The sequence below is a fragment of the Halorubrum sp. 2020YC2 genome (assembly GCF_018623055.1).
GTDB lineage: Archaea > Halobacteriota > Halobacteria > Halobacteriales > Haloferacaceae > Halorubrum.
Map to the genome: position 1 here is coordinate 379,560 of NZ_CP076019.1, position 20,601 is coordinate 400,160.

Annotated in this window: 21 protein-coding genes; 8 read left to right on the plus strand and 13 right to left on the minus strand. The window is 69.5% G+C overall.

What is annotated here, in order from left to right:
* Positions 1-3: 3 nt before the first annotated feature.
* The 4 genes from KI388_RS01905 to KI388_RS01920 all read right to left on the minus strand — a co-directional run bounded on the left by KI388_RS01905 (position 4) and on the right by KI388_RS01920 (position 3,570).
* Positions 4-663 carry a DUF420 domain-containing protein gene (locus KI388_RS01905; protein WP_215087722.1) on the minus strand — a complete coding sequence of 220 codons (660 nt, stop codon included), beginning with the start codon at positions 661-663 and terminating at the stop codon, positions 4-6.
* 117 nt (positions 664-780) lie between these two features.
* Positions 781-1,833, minus strand: a complete 1,053-nt coding sequence (locus KI388_RS01910) for an NAD(P)-dependent glycerol-1-phosphate dehydrogenase (RefSeq protein WP_215087723.1) — start codon at positions 1,831-1,833, stop codon at positions 781-783.
* Between the two features lie 118 nt (positions 1,834-1,951).
* Entirely contained in the window at positions 1,952-2,650 is a 699-nt protein-coding gene (locus KI388_RS01915; RefSeq protein ID WP_215087724.1) for a LysE family translocator, read from the minus strand.
* A gap of 137 nt (positions 2,651-2,787) precedes the next feature.
* Complete coding sequence (locus KI388_RS01920; protein ID WP_215087725.1) at positions 2,788-3,570, minus strand: DUF2103 domain-containing protein; 783 nt, start codon at positions 3,568-3,570, stop codon at positions 2,788-2,790.
* A 155-nt stretch (positions 3,571-3,725) separates the two neighbouring features.
* Here KI388_RS01920 and KI388_RS01925 point away from each other — a divergent pair, with 155 nt between their 5' ends.
* Both KI388_RS01925 and KI388_RS01930 read left to right on the plus strand, forming a co-directional pair.
* Entirely contained in the window at positions 3,726-4,430 is a 705-nt protein-coding gene (locus KI388_RS01925; RefSeq protein WP_215087726.1) for a hypothetical protein, read from the plus strand.
* A complete protein-coding gene (locus KI388_RS01930) occupies positions 4,427-5,062 on the plus strand; it encodes a hypothetical protein (protein WP_215087727.1) in 636 nt (211 codons plus the stop codon). The genes KI388_RS01925 and KI388_RS01930 overlap by 4 nt, the downstream gene beginning before the upstream one ends.
* A 12-nt stretch (positions 5,063-5,074) precedes the next feature.
* Here the strand turns inward: KI388_RS01930 and KI388_RS01935 are convergent, their stop codons facing one another.
* From KI388_RS01935 to aroA, 3 genes are all read right to left on the minus strand, one after another.
* Entirely contained in the window at positions 5,075-6,259 is a 1,185-nt protein-coding gene (locus tag KI388_RS01935; RefSeq protein WP_215087728.1) for a TRC40/GET3/ArsA family transport-energizing ATPase, read from the minus strand.
* A gap of 652 nt (positions 6,260-6,911) precedes the next feature.
* On the minus strand, positions 6,912-7,169 hold the full coding sequence (locus tag KI388_RS01940; protein ID WP_215087729.1) for a hypothetical protein: 258 nt from the start codon (positions 7,167-7,169) through the stop codon (positions 6,912-6,914).
* A gap of 67 nt (positions 7,170-7,236) precedes the next feature.
* Positions 7,237-8,610 carry a 3-phosphoshikimate 1-carboxyvinyltransferase gene (gene aroA, locus KI388_RS01945; RefSeq protein ID WP_215087730.1) on the minus strand — a complete coding sequence of 458 codons (1,374 nt, stop codon included), beginning with the start codon at positions 8,608-8,610 and terminating at the stop codon, positions 7,237-7,239.
* Positions 8,611-8,778: 168 nt separating this feature from the next.
* Between aroA and KI388_RS01950 the strand changes: the two genes are divergently transcribed.
* Positions 8,779-9,318, plus strand: coding sequence for a multiprotein bridging factor aMBF1 (locus KI388_RS01950; RefSeq protein WP_215087731.1), 540 nt, complete (start codon positions 8,779-8,781; stop codon positions 9,316-9,318).
* A 55-nt stretch (positions 9,319-9,373) separates the two neighbouring features.
* On the opposite strand, the gene KI388_RS01955 is transcribed toward KI388_RS01950, so the two are convergent.
* Both KI388_RS01955 and KI388_RS01960 read right to left on the minus strand, forming a co-directional pair.
* Positions 9,374-9,661: a disulfide bond formation protein B gene (locus KI388_RS01955; protein WP_215087732.1), complete on the minus strand. Its 288-nt coding sequence runs from the start codon at positions 9,659-9,661 to the stop codon at positions 9,374-9,376.
* Positions 9,658-10,437: a DICT sensory domain-containing protein gene (locus KI388_RS01960; RefSeq protein WP_215087733.1), complete on the minus strand. Its 780-nt coding sequence runs from the start codon at positions 10,435-10,437 to the stop codon at positions 9,658-9,660. The genes KI388_RS01955 and KI388_RS01960 overlap by 4 nt, the downstream gene beginning before the upstream one ends.
* A 175-nt stretch (positions 10,438-10,612) precedes the next feature.
* On the opposite strand from KI388_RS01960, the gene tpiA reads away from it, so the two are divergent.
* The 5 genes from tpiA to KI388_RS01985 all read left to right on the plus strand — a co-directional run bounded on the left by tpiA (position 10,613) and on the right by KI388_RS01985 (position 15,959).
* Positions 10,613-11,257, plus strand: a complete 645-nt coding sequence (tpiA, locus tag KI388_RS01965; RefSeq protein WP_215087734.1) for a triose-phosphate isomerase — start codon at positions 10,613-10,615, stop codon at positions 11,255-11,257.
* 202 nt (positions 11,258-11,459) lie between these two features.
* Positions 11,460-13,382 carry a molecular chaperone DnaK gene (gene dnaK, locus KI388_RS01970; RefSeq protein WP_215087735.1) on the plus strand — a complete coding sequence of 641 codons (1,923 nt, stop codon included), beginning with the start codon at positions 11,460-11,462 and terminating at the stop codon, positions 13,380-13,382.
* A gap of 139 nt (positions 13,383-13,521) precedes the next feature.
* Positions 13,522-14,697, plus strand: coding sequence for a molecular chaperone DnaJ (gene dnaJ, locus KI388_RS01975; RefSeq protein WP_215087736.1), 1,176 nt, complete (start codon positions 13,522-13,524; stop codon positions 14,695-14,697).
* 95 nt (positions 14,698-14,792) lie between these two features.
* Positions 14,793-15,113, plus strand: coding sequence for a cupin domain-containing protein (locus KI388_RS01980; RefSeq protein ID WP_215087737.1), 321 nt, complete (start codon positions 14,793-14,795; stop codon positions 15,111-15,113).
* Positions 15,114-15,200: 87 nt separating this feature from the next.
* Positions 15,201-15,959, plus strand: a complete 759-nt coding sequence (locus KI388_RS01985) for a hypothetical protein (protein ID WP_215087738.1) — start codon at positions 15,201-15,203, stop codon at positions 15,957-15,959.
* A gap of 68 nt (positions 15,960-16,027) precedes the next feature.
* Here KI388_RS01985 and KI388_RS01990 read toward each other — a convergent pair whose 3' ends face one another.
* The 4 genes from KI388_RS01990 to KI388_RS02005 are packed head-to-tail and all read right to left on the minus strand — an operon-like array spanning position 16,028 to position 20,592.
* The gene (locus KI388_RS01990; RefSeq protein ID WP_215087739.1) at positions 16,028-17,362 is read right to left on the minus strand and encodes an ABC transporter ATP-binding protein; all 1,335 of its coding nucleotides are present in this window, start codon (positions 17,360-17,362) and stop codon (positions 16,028-16,030) included.
* The gene (locus KI388_RS01995) at positions 17,355-18,419 is read right to left on the minus strand and encodes an ABC transporter ATP-binding protein (RefSeq protein ID WP_215087740.1); all 1,065 of its coding nucleotides are present in this window, start codon (positions 18,417-18,419) and stop codon (positions 17,355-17,357) included. Before KI388_RS01995 ends, KI388_RS01990 begins: the two co-directional genes overlap by 8 nt.
* The gene (locus tag KI388_RS02000; RefSeq protein WP_215087741.1) at positions 18,419-19,603 is read right to left on the minus strand and encodes an ABC transporter permease; all 1,185 of its coding nucleotides are present in this window, start codon (positions 19,601-19,603) and stop codon (positions 18,419-18,421) included. Before KI388_RS02000 ends, KI388_RS01995 begins: the two co-directional genes overlap by 1 nt.
* Before the next feature lie 14 nt (positions 19,604-19,617).
* Positions 19,618-20,592 (minus strand): ABC transporter permease, encoded by a 975-nt coding sequence (locus tag KI388_RS02005; RefSeq protein ID WP_251133183.1) that lies wholly within the window; start codon positions 20,590-20,592, stop codon positions 19,618-19,620.
* Positions 20,593-20,601: the final 9 nt, after the last annotated feature.

Below are 20,601 nucleotides of genomic sequence, written 5' to 3' on the forward strand. Positions count from 1 at the left end.
CGCTCAGACCGGAACGGCCGGCAGGAGGGCCGTCGCGGCCTCGGCGGCCGCGAACGTCGAGTCGTACAGGTGGTTCAAGAGGAGGTAGGTGACGACCCCGAGGACGAGCGAGAGGATCCACGCGCTCGCCGCGATCCGCCCGACGCGCCGGTGGGGCGTCTCGTTCCGGAGCTCCCGCTCCGTGTGCGTGAGCCCGAGGACGATTGCGTAGAGGACGACGGGGACCGAAACCACGGAGAGGACGATATGGATCGCGAGCATGACCAGGTACGCGGGGTACACCCAGTCCCACAGTGGGACCCACGCGTACGCCGAGTCAAGCACGAACTCCTTGGTGCCGCCGCCGGCGACCTTCGGGAGGTACATCGCGAGGAACAGGAGGATGAGACCGAACGACGTCGTCATCGCCGCGGCGTGTTTCTTCACCTCGTCGTTGCGGATCCAGTACCACCCGAGCGAGAGTGTGATCACGGTGACCGTGTTGACGGCGGCGATGGCGTCTGCGAGCAGGTCGACGGTCCCCTGCGTGAGCGTTGGGAACAGCGCCTGGAACTCGGGCACGAGGAACACCCCGCCGACGGCGCCGTAACCGACGACGGTGAGGAGGAGGGTTATCGCGCCGGGATGTTCTTTCGCCCTGTCGCGAGCGCTGGCGGTGGACATATCGGACGGAGGGAACGGAGCGATAAGTCGGCTTCGGGTGCTCCCGCGGGCCGGGAGGTTTCGCCCCGGGCGCGTCGCCGCGACTACCGGTCGGTGATCTCGGGCGCGTCGCCGCGACTACCGGTCGATGACCCCGGTCGCGGTCGCGACCTCGACCGCCGCCTCCTCGTTGATCCCGCCCTGGAGGATTGTGTAGCGGTCGCGGATCTCGTGGGCGCTCGTTAGTGCGGCGAGCAGCTCCGCGTCGTCGATCCCGAGCTCGCTCGCGGTCGTCGGGGCGTCAAGCTCCGCGAGCGCGTCGCGGATGGCGCTCCACCGCCCGTTCTCGCCGCTGTGGAGGTACTCGGTCATGATCGACGCGACGCCCACCTGGTGGCCGTGGAGCGCCTTCCCCGGAGCGATCCGGTCGAGCTGGTGGGAGATGAGGTGTTCCGCGCCGGACGCGGGCCGGGAGGAGCCGGCGATCGACATCGCGACGCCGGAGGAGACGAGCGCCTTCACGACGACCCACGCCGACTCCTCTAAGCCGGGCCGGATCATGTCGGCGTTCTCGACGAGCAGCTCCGCCGTCATCTCCGAGAGCGCGCCCGCGTACTCGCTGTACTCGACGTTGCGCAGGCGGCGCGCGAGCCGCCAGTCTTTCACCGCGGTGTAGTTCGAGATGATGTCCGCACAGCCCGCGGTGGTGAGCCGCCACGGCGCGTCCGCGATCAGCGTCGTGTCCGCGACGACCGCGAGCGGCGGGTCGGCCGCGACCGAGTGACGCGTGTCGCCCTCGGGGATCGAGGAGCGCCCGGAGACGATGCCGTCGTGGGAGGCGACCGTCGGAACGGAGACGAACCCGACGTCGAGGTGGTCGGCGGCCATCTTCGCGATGTCGATCGGCTTCCCGCCGCCGAGGGCGATCAGGTAGCCGGGGTCGACCGCCTCGGCGGTCTCCGTGAGCTTCTCGACCGCATCGAAGGAGGCGTCCTCGACGACGGCGGTCGCGGGGTCGTCGAACTGCGCCCGGACGCGGTCGCCGGCGATCTCGTTCGGCGTGGGGCTGGTCACGATCAGCGGCCGCCCCGTCAGGTAGAGGTCCCCGACCGCCTCCCCGAGGTCGTCGACCACGTCGTGTCCCACGAGGACGTTCCGCGGGAGCTTGATCCACGTCGTCTTCTCGAACATACGGGTCGGTCGCGCCGACGGGTCAAAGCCGTTGTCCATGCGGGTCGCTGACCGGCCGGAAAGCGGCTCGGCGGGGGCAGGCGGTCGAGCGGTTCCCTTGCTCGATCGGTCGCCCCCGCTACGCGCCGAGCGCCGCCAGCGTCGTCGCCGCGTCGTAGAGGAAGTAGACCCCGAAGCCGGCGAGCACGACCGCGGAGCCGACGGCGACGAGCGGCGCGAACGTCTCGATCCGGCGCTCGGCGGCGACGAGCCCTGTGGGGAACCCCACGATCCACGTCAGCACGCCGAGGAAGAACCCGCCGATGAGCGCCGGCGAGCCGGTGGCGACCACGAGCGTCCCGGCGAGGTCGGCGCCGACGACGGGCAGTCGGGAGAGCACGTCGAGTCGGCCAGGCCGAAGCAGGCCGACGCCGATCGTCAGCCAGAACAGCACCTGATACGGGTTCGTTAAGGCGAGCACCAGCGCCTTGCGGAACCCCTTCCCCTCCGCGGCGATCGGCTCCTCGCCCGAGGTCGGGCGGAAGGACTCTCTGGCTCCCCGGGCCGCGCCGACGGCGAAGTACAGCATGAGGACGCCGCCGACAGCGACCATGACGCCCTGTAACAGCGGGAACGACTCCACGACCGCGACGACGCCGACGTACGCGAGGACGAAGAAGATCGCGTCGGCGGTCGCGGCGCCGAGCCCAGCCCGGAAGCCGGCGAGGCGACCGCGAAGGACGGACTCCTCCGCGATCACCGCGTTCATCGGACCCGGCGGCGCCGCGAGCGCCAGGCCGAAGACGACGCCCGCACCGAGCGTGACGAGGGTACTCACACCGCGCGAAACGCTCGGTTTCGTGAAAAAGCCCGCGACAGAGAGGCGCTCAGTAGCGGCCGGTTCCGGGCCGCGTGCCCGGGATCGACGCATCGACGGACGGATCCGGACACGGGTGTCGGAACTCGGACGAACGGCTACGGATCCTGAAGCTCCGCCTCGCGGAGCGCCTCGTTGAGGTCCTCGCGGACCCGCTCGCCGGTCTCGCGGTCCATCGCCGTGGTGACGATCCGGTTCTCTTGGACGCTTGAGCCGTCGCGTAAGAGGAGCCGGACGTTCCCGTTCGTCCCCGCGCGCGTCGCCTTCGCGCGGAGGCCGGTCCGCGACCCCGTTCCGCCGGCGTCGATAGGGCCGGGGACGATCTTCTTGACGTGCGGGTGTTCCGCCACCGTCTGAACGGCCTTCCGCCCCTTCCGGTCCCCGATGAGGGTGGAGTGCGACCCACCGATCTTCTCGCGGGGCGGCGTCTCGACGACCGCCAGCGACCGGTCGCCCCGGCGCTCTAAGACCCACGCGACGACCGGGCTCACGCCCTCGTCGCGCTCGCCGTCCGCTGTCGCCCCGCCGCCGTCGCGTCCGCCGCCGTCGGGAACGCGGTAGAACTCGTGGTGGACCTGCGCGCGCGTCTCGCGGAGGGGCTCGCGCTTCCCGGCGGCGTAGACGGTGTCGGGGCGCTTCCGCCGGATCTCGTCCGCGACGCGGCCGGCGAAGTTCCGGAGCTGAATCTCGGTCAGCTGTTCGTCGCTCTCCGGACGGGTCGTCACGGTCGTCCGGCCGACGACCTCGTCCTCGTCGAGCATCGTGAGCCGTGCGCGGTCCGCCTCGAACTCGACCACGACCGCGTCCGCGTTGGCGGTGTTACAGGTCAGACAGTAGTCCCCCGGCTTCTTGATCGGGGTGCCACACCGCCGACAGTTCATACCGATCGCACGGTCGTACGGGGTAAAAGGGCGTCCGTTCGCCGTTCGGCTCGGTGGTTCGTCTCCCTTCGCGTCAAGCGCGCCCGACGGGCGAGCCGCCCCCGCCCGCGTCCGGGAGCGACTTCTTATTACGTTCCCCGGCCTCCGTGTCGGACATGGACGGAGACCGACGCCGCGACGTCGACGGCGGCGCGGGGGCGGACGCCGACGACTCGGGGGCACACGGGACCGAACCCGGCGAGCCGGAACCAGACGAGCCGGAGACCGTCGAGGACAGGCTCGCGCGGTTGGTCCGTGACGGTCGGCTCAACGCGCTCGCCGCGTGGGCGATGATCACGGTTCTCGTCGGCGTGCTCGTCGAGAGCGCGCTCGACTACGACCTGTTGTCGGCGGCGATCGTCGTCGGTCTCGGCGCGGTCGTGCTCGCGCCGACGGCCGCGGCCCGGGACTGGCGAGCGATGTTGCCGGCGGAGCTTGTCGGGCTGGCGCTGCTGCCGGTTCTGGTTCGGGTGATTCTCGGCGGAGAACTGGGCACGTTCGCGACGTACGTCGCCATCGCGGCGCTGGCGCTCGTGATCGCCGTCGACCTCCACATGTTCACGACGCTGCGGCTCACCCATTGGTTCGCGGTCGCCTTCGTCGTGCTGGCGACGCTGGCGACGGCGGCGGTGTGGACGGTGCTGCGCTGGAACCTCGACCAGCGCGTCGGCACCGAGTTCCTGACGACGAACGACGCGCTGATGATCGAGTGGATCTACGTCACGCTGGCCGGGCTCGCGGCCGGGGTCCTCTTCGACGGCTACTTCCGGCAACGCGGGCTCGTGCTCCGGCGTGCCATCCGTCGGGTGATGCGGCGATGACGCTGCTTCCCCGTCCCTCGATCGCGTCGCAGCGGCGGCTCACGGGCGCGATGCAGGTCCTCCTCGTCGGCATCGTCGCATACGGTTTCCTCGCGGGCGAGCAGAAGGCGATAAGCAACGGAATAATCGGGTTCTTCGTCACGCTGATCCCCGCCGCCTCGGAGCGGCGGTACGACCTCCCGCTCGACCCGTGGCTCGCGCTGTGGATCACCTCCGCCGTCTTCCTCCACACCGTCGGGTCCGCGGGATTCTACGCCCGGATAGAGTGGTGGGATCACGTCACGCACTCGCTTTCGGCCTCGGTCGTCGCGGCCGCCGGCTACACGGCGCTCCGCGGGGTCGACCTCCACAGCGACGGGATCCGGATCCCGTCGCGGTTCGCGTTCGTCTTCATCGTCGTCGTCGTGCTGGCGTTCGGCGTGCTCTGGGAGCTGTTCGAGTTCGGGCTCGACATCGTCGCCACCGAGACCGGGATCGACATGCCGCTCGCCCAACACGGGCTCGAAGACACGATCTCCGATCTCACGTACAACACCGTCGGCGCGATCCTCGTGGGGCTGTTCGGGCAGGCGCACCTCTCGGGGCTCGCGGAGCGAGTCCGCGATCAGCTGCTGACTCGCACGCAGGGCTGAGTTCCGGCGCGTCTACGCCAGACAGGCCGCCACGACCCGCAGCGCGGCCTCGCCCCGCACCTCGTTCGCGAGGAGTGGCACGCGCTTCACGTCGCGGCCGCGGAACAGGTCCGTCGCCTCGCGGAGCGCGTTCTGCTGGACCTCCCAGCGGCGCGCGCAGAACTCGCAGGTGTCCGGGTTCGGCTCGACCACCCAGTCGGGGTCGATGCTCGGTCCGTCCCCGCCGGTCACGTCGCCGACGCCCTCCATCACCCGGTTGACGACGAGCGTGTTCACCGGAATGCCGAACTCATCGAGGCGCGCGACGAGCCGCTCGGACTCGACGACGCTCATCTCCTCGGGGATCATCACGGCGCGGAAGTCCGTCTTCGCGGGGTCGCGGAGCACGGCCCGCAGGCGCTCGATGCGCTCGCGGAGTTCCTCGAGGTCGGCCGACGGGTCGGGATCGTCGTCGCCCCCGCCGAACATCCCCTTGATCCCGTCCATCATCCCGGAGAAGCGCTGGCGGAGCTTCATCACGCGGCCGAGCATCGAGTCCATGATCTCGGGTAGCTGGAGCAGCCGGAGGGTGTGCCCGGTCGGCGCGGTGTCGACGACGACGCGGTCGAACCGCGGGTCGTCGAGGTACTCCAGCAGTTGGCGCATCGCCGCGGCCTCGTCGGCGCCGGGCATCGTGCCGCCGAGGAGGCCGCCGAGCCCCTCGCCGTCCTCGCCCGCCGCTCCGGCGCCGCCGCCCGCGCCGCCCATCGGCCCCTCGCCGCCCATCCCGCCCATCGCGTCGCCCATCTCGCCCAGCCCGCCGAGGGGGTCGGCGTCGGCGCCGAACATCCCCTCCTCCATCGCGGCGTCGGGGTCGATCTCGGCGGCGTACAGGGGTATCTCCTCGCGGATGCGCGACGGCTCGGCGGGGATCTCCGTCTCGTAGGTGTCCGACAGCGAGTGCGCGGGGTCGGTGGAGACGACGAGCGTCCGGACGCCGCCCGCGGCCGAGGCGAGCCCCGTCGCGGCCGCCATCGTCGTCTTCCCGACGCCGCCTTTCCCGCCGTACAGCACGTAGTCGGGCGCGTCGACGCCCGCCGGGAGGTCGGCGAGGTCGTCGTCGACGGTGAGGGATTCGTCGCCGTCGGCCGGCTCAACGGGACCTTCGTCTTCGGGCTCGTCGACCCGGTCGACGGGTTCGACGTCGATGTCGTCCATATCGACCCCTCGTTCCGGCGGGCTTGTGTACCCGTCGGTCCAGATAAGCAATCGACGTCGTTCCTACTGCGAAGCTCCTCGAACTCCCGACCGCTCATTTATAAATAGTCGATCGCGGAGTGGCGGTGACTGCCGCCAGAGTCCCTGCCACTCGATTATAAAAAGGAACTGGCAGGTCGACGGTGAATACCTCCAAAGCCCCGACCGATTACTTATAAATAACCGATCGCGGATCGGCGAAGAACACCGCCAAAGCCCCAGTCGCGAGGCGGCCGCACGCTCGCTGCGCTCCTCACTCGGTCACTCACTTCGTTCGCTCTCTCGTTGCGGTGCTTACGTCGCCTGCGGCCGCCTCGCGACTGCCCCTTTGAGTCCCGCCCCGCACAGCGACCGCACCACCTCACGCCTCCCCAGCCTCGTCGGGCGCATCCTTCGGGCTCCCTTCGGTCGCCCTCGAAGCGCTCGACTCCCTCGCGCGTGCTCCTCGCGGCCGCCGGGGGCGGCCGCTCGCAGGCACGCGCCACCGCACAGCCGGTTGTTTATAAATGGTTATTCGGTCGCGCAGTCGCGCTCGACGGCCATCCCGAGGTCGGTCAGCGCGTCGAAGAAGTCGGGGAAGGGGACGCCGACGTGTTCGGCGCCGCCGTCGGCGTCAGCCCAGCCGCTTCATCGAGATCAGCGCCGTCGGGATCATGATCGGGATCGTGAGGATGGCGCCGGTGATCACGACGAACGGCGCGACCCCGGCGATCGGGTACGCGAGCAGGTCGACGGCCAACGCGTTGACCGCGCTCACCGTCACGGTGTACGCGATAACGGTGAGCGCGACGATCGTCGAGAACACGACGCCGACGACGAGCGCCGCGTTCGGTCCGCCCGCCTCTTCGTTCGGCGACGGTTCGCCGCTCATCTGCTGTCTGCCACCATTTGATATTGTGTATATTGCGAACGGCTATAACCATTGGCTTCTCCGCGCGTCAGTCGCGATCGACGGTCATCCCGAGGTCGGCCATGGTCCCGAAGAAGCCGGGGAAGGAGACGTCGACGTGTTCGGCGCCGCGGACGGTCGTCGTCCCCTCGGCGGCGAGCGCAGCGACGGACAGCGCCATCACGATCCGGTGGTCGTGGCGGCCGTCGACGGTCGCGCCGCGGAGGTCGCTCTCGCCGCCGTGGATCGTGAGGACGTCCCGTTCCTCGGTCGTCTCTGCCCCCATCTTTTCGAGTTCCTCGGCCATCGCGGCGACGCGGTCGGTCTCCTTGTACCGGACGTGCTCGCAGTTCTCGATCCGGGTCTCCCCGTCCGCGACCGCGCCGAGCGCGGCGATAGTGGGGAGGAGGTCGGGGGTGTCCCCCACGTCGACGGTGACGCCGGAGAGGTCGGCGCGCTCGACGGCAATCTCGCCGGCCTCGCGGTCCCAGTCGACGGGCGCGCCCATCTCCTCGACGATTTCGACGATGGCGGCGTCGCCCTGCGCGCTCGGCCGCGCGCCCTCGATCCGAACCGCCTCGTCGGGCGCGGCCGCGACCGCGCCCGCGCCGAGCAGGTACGAGATGGACGAGAAGTCGCCCGGCACGGCGTAGCTGCCGCCCGCGGGCTCGTACGTCTGTCCGCCCGGGACGGTGAATCCCGCGGCGCCCGCGGCGCCGTCGAGGGGGTCGCCGGCCCCGTCGACCGGGGTCGCCTCGACGCCGAAGTCGGCGAGCAGTTCGAGCGTGATGTCGACGTACGGCGCCGACTTGAGGTCGGTCGTGAGGTCGATTTCGACCCCCTCGTCGGTCACCGCGCCGGCCATCAGCAGCGCGGTGACGTACTGCGAGGAGACGTCGCCCGGGATGGCGACCTCGCCGCCCGCGAGCGGGCCGGCGACGACGAGCGGGGCCTGCCCGTTCGACCGGGTCGACTCCGCGCGGACCCCGAGGTCGGCCAGCGCGTCGAGGAGCGGTCCCTGCGGACGCGAGCGCAGCGAGCCGTCGCCAGTGAGGACGGTGGCGCCGTCCGCGAGCGCGGCCGCGGCGGTGACGAGCCGCATCGTCGTCCCCGAGTTCGCGCAGTCGATCACGTCGTCGGGGACTGCGGGGCGGCCGCCGAACCCGTCGACCGCGAGCGCGTCGGCGCCGGCGAGGTCGGACTCGGCGCCGCCGGTCGACGCGTCGGTGCCCGCGGGCGCGACCGAGCCGCCGAACGCGGCGACGGCGCGGGCGGTGGCTCGCGTGTCGGCGGAGATTAGCGGCGACTCGACGGTCGCGCCGTCGCTGTAGCCGGCCGCGAGCAGCGCGCGGTGGGTGTAGCTCTTCGACGGCGGGGCGCGCGCGGTCCCTCGGAGGTCTGAGCGCGTGACGTGGACGTCCATACCCACTCTGCCGGCCGCGGCGACAAGTCGGTACCGACCGCGGCACGATTGCGACCGGGACGCGGTCGGCACGCGTCGACTCGCGTCCCGTGCCGGAACGCGACCGCTGGCGCCCCGCCGCGAGGCCGCGGCACACCCTTTATACCAACGGGAGCGTTAGCGTCGCGTATGCCCCAGTGTGAGATGTGCGGCGCCGAGGAGGCCTCGCTGACGACGACGAAGGTCGAAGGCGCCGAACTGGAGCTTTGCAGCTCGTGTACGGACTTCGGCACCGAGGTCCGCGACGAGTCGACGAGCTCCGGCGGCGGCAAGTACTCCACCAGCTCCAGCACCGGGAAGTCGTCCTCGTCGTCCGGATCGTCCGGGTCGTCCGGGGGCTCCGGCGGCTCGTCGGGTGGCTCGACCCGCCCCCGCGACATGTTCGACGACATGGACGAGATCGCCACCGACTACGACGACCAGATCCGCGACGCGCGAGAGTCTCGCGGGCTGAGTCAGGAGGAGCTGGCCGACCAGCTCAACGAGAAGGCGAGCCTCATCCGCAAGCTCGAACGCGGCGACACGCTCCCGACCGACGAGGTCCAGCGCAAGCTCGAACGCGCGCTCGACATCTCGCTGGTCGAGGGGCAGTCGTCAGACGACGCCGAGTGGGAGACCGACGACGCCGGCACGATGACGCTCGGCGATGTCGTCAAGCGGAAGGACTAAACCGGAATCGTCGGGCGGCCCCGTCGCGACCGGCGGCCGCCCCGCTCGTTTTCTCTCAGGCGCGTCGCCGCGCTCCGACGAGCAGCCCCCCGAGCAGCGCGAACGCGACGAGCGAGAGGTTCGGGATCGTGAGCCCGAACACCGGGCTCTCCCACAGCACGGCCGCGCACGGGCCGCCGAGGACCACGGTGAGCGGGTACATGGCGATCCGCTGGTACCAGCACAGGTCGCAGGGCGTGAGGCCGAGTCCGAGGCTGAACCAGAGGCTCCCGGCGGTGGCGACCGTCGCCACGACCGTCGCGGCCGACAGCCACGCGGTCGCTCCCGTGCCGCGGGCCGTCACACCGTCGCGCCGCCGTCGTCCGTCTGCTCCGAGCCGCCGTACCGTTCGGTCAGGTAGTCGATGATGTAATCGACCGTCTCGGGGTCGTAGCTCCAGAAGCCGTAGAACTCGCCGGGGGCGCGCTCCTCCGCGAGCAGCGCGCACTTGGCGTCCTCGTACCCGCCCCCGTCGTACGCGACGAACCACGTCTCCCGGATCTCGGCGGTCTTTCCGACGTGGACGGTGTAGTGTTCGACGTCGGGCGCGTCGCCCTCGTCGGCGGCGTACGCGTGGACGTCGAGCCGCTCCTTCTCACCGAGCAGGTCGTAGGTGTCCGTCTCGCCGGTGAGGACGTCGAGCGTCTGGAACCCCGCGTGGAGCTCACCGTCCCCCACCCGCCAGGCGCGGTCCTCGATCTCTCTGGAGGCGGCGACCATGTCGTCGCGGGAGTAGGAGGTGAACATCGTCTCGTCGAGGTGGTCCAACACCGGCCTCCCGACGCGTCCGTCGTCTTCCCCTTCGCCCTCTGGTCCGTCGCTTCCGCCCGCCGACGCGGTCGCTCCGTCTCCCTCCGGGTCCGGGAGCAGGTCGTCGACGGTCACGGCGGTGACGAACTCGCCGTCCCGCGCCAAGACGGCGAACTCCTTCGGCCCGGAGGCCGTCTGGTCGTCGACGATCCGGACGTTGCGGTCGGCGAAGTACTCCCGGAGTTCCTCCGTAACCGCCGGATCGGCGTTGAACACGGTCAGCGTGGCCTCGTGAGCTTCCACGCCCGCGATGAGCTCGATGAGGGACATCTCTTGTCGGACCCACAGCGTCGGGGTATAAGGTCGTTTCTGCTCTCGGGGCCGCGAGCGCCACCCGGACCCGGCGCTCGCGGCGGGTCGCGGGAGCGGCGAGAGGGACGTGGGAGAGACGCGGGGAGCGCCGCGAAGCATGAAGCTATTTGCGCCGCGCCCTCCGAGTGAGCGTATGTTCATCTTGGTGAACCTCAAGGCGTACCCGTGCGATCCGATCGAAGTCGCGACCGCGGCCCGCGACGTGGCCGAGGCGTCCGGCGCGCGGATCGCGGTCTCGCCGCAGGCCGCCGACATCGCCCGCGTCGCGGACACCGGCGTCGAGACGTGGGCCCAGCACGCCTCACCGAACGCGCACGGCTCGCACACGGGGTCGACGCTCGCGGAGGCGGCCGCCGACAACGGCGCCGAGGGGACGCTCATCAACCACTCCGAGAAGCGGCTGAAGCTCGCGGACGTCGACGGGTCCGTGGGCGCCGCCGAGCGCGCCGATCTGGAGACGATCGTCTGCGCGAACAACCCCGCACAGGTCGGCGCCGCCGCCGCGCTCGGTCCCGACGCGGTCGCCGTCGAGCCGCCGGAGCTCATCGGCGGCGACGTCTCCGTCGCCACGGCGGACCCCGGGATCGTCGAGGACGCGGTCGCGGCCGCCGAGGCCGTCGACCCCGCGGTCGACGTGTTCTGCGGCGCCGGCGTCTCGACCGGCGAGGACGTGTCGACGGCGGGCGACCTCGGCGCCGCCGGCGTCCTGCTGGCCTCCGGCGTCGCGAAGGCAGACGACCCCGAGGCCGTGCTCGAAGACCTCGTGAGCGGGATCTGAGCCGGCGGACGCGGGCCGGTTCGGTAACTGTGGCCTTCCGACCGGCCGCGAACGCTCGCTGCGTTTGCGGATCTGTATAAAGACATCGATGTGACCGACTCACACGATCCAGAAATCGCATGACAGCGGCGGGTTCCATCTTGGGGCCAAATGGCGGCGTCTAGTAACCTTTAACCGAAACAAGCCGCTATCTGTGAGCAAGATGGCGAGCAACAAAATTCTCGGTATCGACCTCGGTACCACCAACTCCGCGTTCGCGGTGATGGAGGGCGACGAGCCCGAGATCATCGCCAACGCGGAAGGCGACCGAACCACCCCGTCGGTCGTCGCCTTCGCCGACGACGACGAGCGGCTCGTCGGCAAGCCGGCGAAGAACCAGGCCGTCCAGAACCCCGACCGCACGATCCAGTCGATCAAGCGGCACATGGGCGAGGACGACTACACCGTCGAGATCGGCGACGACGAGTACACGCCGGAGCAGGTCTCGGCGATGATCCTCCAGAAGATCAAACGCGACGCCGAGGAGTATCTCGGCGACGACGTCGAGAAGGCGGTCATCACCGTCCCCGCGTACTTCAACGACAAGCAGCGGCAGGCGACCAAAGACGCCGGCGAGATCGCCGGCTTCGAGGTCGAGCGCATCGTCAACGAGCCGACCGCGGCCTCCATGGCGTACGGCCTCGACGACGAGTCCGACCAGACCGTCCTCGTGTACGACCTCGGCGGCGGCACGTTCGACGTCTCGGTCCTCGATTTGGGCGGCGGCGTCTACGAGGTCGTCGCCACGAACGGGGACAACGACCTCGGCGGCGACGACTGGGACGAGGCGCTCATCGACCACCTCGCCGACGAGTTCGAAAACGACCACGGGATCGACCTCCGCGAGGACCGGCAGGCGCTCCAGCGGCTGAAAGACGCCGCGGAGGAGGCGAAGATCGAGCTGTCGAACAAGAAGGAGACCACGGTCAACCTCCCCTTCATCACCGCGACCGACAGCGGCCCGGTCCACCTCGAACAGTCCGTCACCCGCGCGACGTTCGAGAAGCTCACGAGCGACCTCATCGAGCGCACCGTCGAGCCGACCGAGCAGGCGCTCTCCGACGCCGGCTACTCGAAGTCGGACATCGACGAGGTCATTCTCGTCGGCGGTTCGACCCGGATGCCGCAGGTCCAAGAGCAGGTCGAAGAGCTGGTCGGGCAGGAGCCGAAGAAGAACGTCAACCCCGACGAGGCGGTCGCGCTCGGCGCGGCGGTCCAGGGCGGCGTCCTCTCCGGCGACGTCGACGACATCGTCCTGCTGGACGTGACCCCGCTCTCGCTCGGTATCGAGGTGAAGGGCGGCCTCTTCGAGCGGCTCATCGAGAAGAACACCACGATCCCGACCGAGGAGTCGAAGGTGTTCACCACGGCCGCGGACAACCAGACCTCCGTCAACGTCCGCGTCTTCCAGGGCGAGCGCGAGATAGCCGAGGAGAACGAACTGTTGGGCGCGTTCCAGCTCTCGGGCATCCCGCCGGCGCCGGCCGGAACCCCCCAGATCGAGGTATCGTTTAACATCGACGAGAACGGCATCGTCAACGTCGAGGCCGAGGATCAGGGCTCGGGCAACGCCGAGTCGATCACCATCGAGGGCGGCGTCGGTCTCTCCGACGAGGAGATAGATGAGATGCAAGCGGAGGCGGAGCAGCACGCCGAGGAGGACGAGGCCCGCCGCGAGCGGATCGAGGCCCGCAACGAGGCCGAGACGACGATCCAGCGCGCCGAGACGCTCCTCGAAGAGAACGAGGAGGAACTGGACGACGACGCGCTCGTCGAGGACATCGAGGCGGCCATCGAGGACGTTGAGGAAGTCCTCGAAGACGAGGACGCCGACACCGACGAGATCGAGTCCGCCACCGAGGCGCTCACCGAGGAACTCCAGGAGATCGGCAAGCAGATGTACGAGGGGCAGGCCGCGCAGGCCGGTCCGGGCGGCGCCGGTCCCGGCGGTATGGGCGGGATGGGCGGCGCGGGCGGTCCCGGAGGAGCAGCGGGCCCCGGCGGCGCCGGTCCCGGCGGCGACGCGGACGACGAGGAGTACGTCGACGCCGACTTCGAGGACGTTGATGAGAACGACGACGAGTAGTCGTTCTCATCAGCCAACCAGAACTGCTTCGCAGTTCTGGTGACGTGGACGACGACGAGGAGTAACCCCCGCCGACCGGATCCTCGACCCCGCCGCTTAAATCGACCCGTCGATCAACACTAATCAACGAACGTAACGCATGAGCGAAGATTTCTACGACGTCCTCGGCGTGTCGCGGGACGCCAGCGAGGAGGAGATAAAGAAGGCGTACCGCAAGCAGGCCGCCGAACACCACCCCGACGTCAGCGACGACGAGAACGCCGAGGAGCGGTTCAAGAAGATCCAGAAGGCCAAGGAGGTGCTCACCGACGAGCAGAAGCGGAAGCAGTACGACCAGATGGGTCACGACCGGTTCACCGAGGCCGACAAGCGCGGCGCGACCGGCGGTGGCGGCGGCCCGGGCGGCGCCGGCGGTCCCTTCGGCGGCGCGGGCGGCGCCGGGGGCGCCGGCGGGTTCGAGGACATCTTCAACCAGTTCTTCGGCGGCGGTGGCGGCGGTCGCGGCCGCGGCGGCGGTGGCGGCGGTAACCGACCGCGGCAGGGCCGCGACCTCAAGACCGGGCTGACGATCAACCTCGAGGAGGCGTTCGAGGGCGCGACCAAGGAGGTCACGCTCACGCGGCCGACGACCTGCGCCACCTGCGACGGCGCGGGTCACCCCCCTGACGCCGACGTGGAGACCTGCCCGCAGTGTAACGGTCGCGGGCAGGTCCAGCAGGTCCAGCAGACGCCGCTCGGCCGCGTTCAGCAGACCTCCACCTGTCCCCGCTGCGAGGGGGAAGGCGAACTGTACAGCGAGGACTGTTCCGACTGCGGCGGCGACGGCGTCGTCCGCGAGGAGGCGACGCTCTCCGTCGAGATTCCGGCGGGGATCCGCTCCGGACAGAGCCTCCGGATGGAGCGCGAGGGCGCGCCCGGCGAGAACGGCGGGCCGAAGGGCGACCTCCTCATCGAGGTCGACGTCGACGCCGGCGAGCGGTTCGAGCGCGACGGCGACGACCTCCGCGTCAACGAGGCCATCTCCTTCCCGCAGGCGGTCTTCGGTGACACCGTCGAGGTGGAGACGCTCGACGGCAGCGTCGAGATGGACGTGCCCGCCGGCACGCAGAGCGGCGAGACGTTCCGCCTCAAGGGGAAGGGAATGCCCCGCCTCCGCCGCCGGGGGCGCGGCGACCTCTACGTGCAGGTCGGGGTCGTCGTCCCCGACTCGCTGAACGACGAACAGCGAGAGGCGCTGGAGGCGTTCGCGGAGGCCGGCGGCGAGGACATCGACGTCGGCGGCGGCTTCTTCGAGAAGCTGAAAAGCTCGTTTTGACCGGCGGTCGCGGTCCCGCGCGCGGATCCCGCCCGGACCGCCGACGTCCTTCCGCGGCCCGTAGCTTTTCCGCCCTCCGCACCGTCCCCCGAGGTATGGGCTACGACACGACGGCCTACGACGACGTCGAACCGCGCGCGCCCGGGATGTACTTCCTCCGTGACGCGCTCGACTGCGAACACCTCGGCGTGACCGTCGTCGAGGCCGACGACGGGTGGGAGGGAATGGAACACGACCACGGCGACGGCGACCACGAGGAGGTGTACGTGCTCCTCCACGGCGAGGCGACGCTCACCGTCGACGGCGACGCCGTCGACCTCGCTCCCGGCGACGCGGTCCGCGTCGACCCCGGATCCACGCGCGACCTCGCCTTCTCGGCCGACGGCTCGAAGATGGTTATCGCCGGCGCGCCCTGACGCCGGCTCGACCCGAGCCGACTGACCGAACGCGAATCTTTTGATCGACGCCGCAGCGTTAAGGCTCGCGCGCCCCGAGGGCCGCGCATGGACCTCGTCGGGGACCTGCTCGCGCGCGATCGGCGCACCCGCGACACGGCGCTCGTCACGCCGGACGGCCGGGAGCGGACCCATCACGACCTGATCACGAACGGGTACAAGTCGGCGAACGTGCTCCGATACCTCGGCGTCCGCGCGGGCGCGACCGTCGCGGTCGACCCGACGCCGGGGTTCCACACGACGCTCGCGTTCCTCGGCGCCGCCGCCGTCGGCGCCCCGGTCCGGTTCGACCCGGAGGCGGGCATCGAGGCGGGCGACCGCGTCGTGCTCGCGCCGGTCGCGACCGCGGCCGGTCTCACTCCGGCGGCCGGGACCAACCTCGCCGCGTTCGGCGGGCCGCCGGAGCGGCCCGACACCACCCACTGGGAGCAGGAGCTGTGGAGCGAGAACCCGGGAACCCCGCCGAGCGACGTCGGTCCCGACGACGCCGCGATCGTCGGCCCGGACCGGGCGTTCAGTCACCGCGACCTGTGTTCGATCGCGGCGGCCGCGGTCGAGGAGGCGGAGATGGACGCGGAGACGCGAGTCGTCCTCCGTCGCCCGTTCTCCGACCCGCCGGCCGTCGCGGCCGGTCTCGTCGCCCCCCTGTCGGTCGGCGGGACCGCGGTGCTCGCTCCGCTGGGCGTAGAGGTCGGAACGGACGACGCGGCCGACGAACCCCGCGGGGACGTAGCGGTGGCCCGCGCGGGCGCGGACGTACCGGAACCGCGCCGGATCGACCCGGCGTCCGTCGGGTCGGTCGAGTGAACGGCCCCGGCGTCCGACTGCCACCCGAGTGACGTCCGCCCGAGGACGGCCGCGCGCCCGCGGTTCCGTCAGTCGTCCGCGGGGTTCGGTTCCGCGGCCGCCCGCTCCTCGTGCCGGAGGCAGGCGGACTCGTGGTCGGCGCCGCGGACGGTCAGGTCGGGGTCGCTCTTCGCACACGGCGTCGTGACCTCCTCCGCGAGGAGCTCTCCGGCCAGTTCGGTGTTGTCCTCCAGCAGGAGGGTCATCGCCTCCGAGAGCGTCTCCTCGAGGCCGGGGTCGTCGACCGTCTCGCTGATGTCGAACTCGCGCCGGATCTCGGCCCGAACCGCCGAGTCGGTCGACTCGGTTCCGCCGGCGTCGACGTTCTCCCGTACCTGTTCGACGTCGATTTGGTCCGTGTCGACCTTCTCGCGGAAGTTCAACAGCCCGCGCCAGTCGCCTTGGTCGACGTCGACCCCGTCGGGCTGGATCACCCTGTGACACCGGGTGTGGAACCGACAGCCGCTCGGCGGGTTCGTCGGGCTCGGAACGGTGCCTTTCAGCTCGATACCGCCGACGCTCGCCCGCGGGTCCGGGGTCGGGATCGACGACAGCAGCGCCTCGGTGTAAGGGTGTTGTGGGTCGGTGAATATCTCCTCGACCGGCCCGATCTCGACTATCTCACCGAGGTACATGACGGCGACGCGGTCGCAGATCTGCTGGATGACGGACATGTCGTGGCTGATGAACAGCAGCGACAGCCCGAACTCCTCTTGCAGGTCGTCGATGAGCGAGAGGATCTCCGCCTGAATCGAGACGTCAAGCGCGCTCACCGGTTCGTCCGCGATGATGAGGTCCGGGTTCAACACGAGCGCCCGGGCGAGCGCGATCCGCTGTTTCTGCCCGCCGGAGAACTCGTGCGGGTACCGGTCGAAGTCGGTCGCGGAGAGCCCGACGCGTTCGAGCAGGTCCTCGACGATCGCGCGGCGCCGGTGGCGGTCGCTCATCCCGTGAACCTTGAGCAGCTCGCCCACCGCGTTCCCGACCGACATCCGCGGGTCGAAGCTCGAAGACGGGTCCTGGAAGATCATCTGTGCCCCCCGACGGAACTCCATCAGCTCGTCGTCGTCGAACCGCGTCACGTCGTTGGGGTGGGTCCCGTCCCGATCCCGGGTCGCGCCCTCGCGCCCGTTCCCGTTGAAGATCACCTCCCCGGAGGTCGGCTCCTCCAGGTGAATCACCGAACTCGCCGCGGTCGACTTCCCGCAGCCGGACTCGCCGACGAGCCCCAGCGTCTCGCCCTGCGCGATGTCGAAGCTGATCCCGTCGACGGCGCGGGCGGCGCCGACCTGTCGGTTGAATATTCCCTTCCGGATCGGGTAGTGCTTCTTCAGGTCGCGGACCGACAGCAGCGGCTCAGTCATCGGCGGGACCCACCTCCTCGTCGCCGTCGGCCGTCCCCGCTCCGTCGCCGGGTCCGAACTCCTCGCTGCCGACTATCGAGGGGTCGCCGCCCGGGCCGTAGTGGACACAGGAGACCCGCTGGTCCGGTGCGACCTCGACTTCGTCGGGCTGTTCGCCGGTGCGACACGCTCCCTCGGCGTACTCGCAGCGGGGCGCGAACCGACAGCCGTCCGGTGGGTCGTGCGGATCCGGGAGCGTCCCCGGTATCCCACCGCCCGTGCCGCCGAACTCCGGCAGGCACTCCAACAGCTGCCGGGTGTACGGATGCGCCGGGTCGTCGAAGATGTCGAGCACGCCGCCGCGCTCCATCACCTTCCCGGCGTACATCACCACGATCCGGTCGGCGATCTGCGCGACGACGCCGAGGTCGTGCGTCACGAACAGCACCCCCATCCCGAACTCGTCTTGTAGCTCGTCGAGCAGTTCGAGGATCTGCGCTTGGACCGTGACGTCGAGCGCGGTCGTCGGCTCGTCGGCGATCAGCAGGTCTGGGTCGCCCACGAGCGCCATCGCGATCATCACGCGCTGTTTCTGCCCGCCGGAGAACTCGTGCGGGTAGTCGTCGAACCGCGAACTCGCGTTCGCGATCCCGACGCGGTCCATGAGGTCGACCGCCTTGGTGCGCGCCTCCTCGTCGGAGACGTCCCGGTGGATCTGGAGCGCCTCAGTGATCTGCCACCCGACGGTGTAACAGTGGTTCATCGCCTCCTGCGGGTTCTGGAAGATGTGCGCGATCTCGTTGCCCCGGATCCCCCGGAGCTCCGATCCGGGCATCGACAGCAGGTCGCGCCCCTTGTACCGGACGGTCCCCCCGATCTTCCCCGGCGGGGTGTCGATGATGTTGGTGACCGACTCCGTCGCGACCGTCTTGCCGGAGCCCGACTCACCGACGATACAGACCGTCTCGCCGGCCTCGACGGTGAAGTCGATCCCGCCGACCGCGGTGAGCGTTCCGTCGTCGGTGCCGAACGTCGTCGTGAGGTCTTCGACCTCGAGTAGTGGCTGATCGTCGGACATTATTCGCTCTCGGCCTCCGCTTCTGGGTTCAACGCGTCCAACAGCGCGTCACCGAGGAAGTTGAACGCGAGGATGGTCAGGAACAGCACGATACCGGGCGCCAACACGATCCACGGGGCGTACGAGAGGTCGCTCCGGCCGGCCGAGATGAGCTGTCCCCACGAGGGGACCGTCGAGTCCCCGATCCCGAGGAACGCCAACTGCGCCTCGAACAGCAGGAAGCCGGGAATGAGTAGCGTGAGCTGGGTGATGATGCTGCTCGCCACGTTCGGGACCACGTGGCCGCGGATCACCTGATACGTGCTCGCGCCGCTGATCCGGCTCGCCTTGATGAACTCGTCTTCGGAGATCGACAGCGATTTGCTGCGGACGTATCTGGCCGTTCCGCCCCACGCGAACAGCGAGAAGACGACGATGAACATCCCCAACCCGCCGCCGTAGATGTACAGGATGAGCAGGAACATCAGGAACGTCGGGAACGAGAGGATGATGTCGACGAACCGCATCATGATCTCGTCTACCCACCCGCCGGAGTACGCGCTCAGCGTGCCGAACGTGATACCGATCGTCGCGACGATGGTCGTCGTGATGAAGGCGATCTGCATGCTGATCGTCATCCCGTAGACGATCATCGTGAACACGTCCTTGCCGGCGTTCGTCGTTCCGAGCGGGTGTTCCCAGGTCCCGTGGCAGCGCCCGTTCATCACCTCTCCGACGCAGGTCGCCGGCGTCGTGTCGACGACGGAGGTGAACACCGGCGGCTGGTAGGCGATGAGCAGCTCCTGTTGCGGTGCGCTCATCACGAGCGGCCCGACGATCCCCCCGACGAACACGACCCCGAGCCAGCCCATGCTCACCACCGCCGGGCGGTTGCGCCTGAACTCCTTCCAGTAGTACCGCGTCATCCGCGGGTTCTGGTACAGCGGCAGGACGAGGTACCAGAACGCGAGGAGTAGCGTGAAGATGAAGAAGAAGTCGACGGCCTCCAGCGTCCGATCGAGCCCGACGAACTCGAAGGTCGGGGTCCGCCGGCCGGTGAACTGCCAGTCGTACACGGCCAGCAGCGCGAGCGGGAGCGTCGTCAGCAGCATCCCGATCGAGTTGACCGACAGATCGAACCGTCCGGACCGCGAGAGGTCGTTCCAGTCGACTTGATCGAATCGTTCCGAGCCTTCAGTTGCCATTGTTCTCTGTTGAGTTACCTGTCATCGTAGCTGATACGCGGGTCGAGCACGGTGAACACGAGGTCCTCGATGAGGTTCCCCACGACGGCGACGAACGTGAAGAACAGCGTCGTTCCCAACACGAGGTTCGTGTCCTGTGAGCGGAGCGCCTCGAAGGTGAGCCGGCCGAGTCCGGGTATCCCGAACACGACCTCGACGAGCAGCGACGACCCGAGGAACAGCGCGAGGAGCTGTCCGACGAGCGTCGTCGAGAGGGGGACGAGCGTCGGCCGCATGACGTGGTACGCGTACGCCCGGAGCGGCGATACCCCCTTGGCCTTCGCCGTCTTCATGAAGTCCGCGTTCTGGAACTCGGCGGACTCGTTCCGGGAGACGCGCATGACCGCGCCGATCGATCCGGTCACCAGCACGAACACCGGAATCGTCAGTTGAATCGCGTTTTCGAGGCTGAAGACCGCGACGTCCGTGTCGTACACGATCGGTATCACCTCCAGCCACACCCCGAAGACCAGAAGCAGGATGATGCCGAAGAAGAAGTTCGGGATGGCGTAGCCGAAGAAGGCGAACCCGGTCGCCGCGTGGTCCCGCCAGCTGTACATGTTCGCGGCGGAGTACACGCCGATGAGGGGGCCGAGGATGACCGTGAGGATCGTCCACGGAATCGAGTACTGCGCGGTGTAGTACAGCGCGTTGCCGACCGCCTCGATGACCGGCTGGCTCCGACTGCTCGACCAGCCCCAGTCGAGGGTGTACACTCCCTGAACGAAATCGAAGTACCTGACGTAGAGCGGTTCGTCGAGCCCCCTGAGCTCTCTCGCCCGCTGTGTGGCCTCCGCCGGGTCGCCCCCTTGGAGGGCGGCCTGCGTGGCGGCCTGCTGTACGTCCGGGTTCGGAGCGGCCGACAGGAGCAGGAACGTGATCGTCGTGATGATCAGCGATACGACTCCTGCCCAGAGGACGCGAGCGGTAACGTATCTTCCAAATCCCATGTTGATATC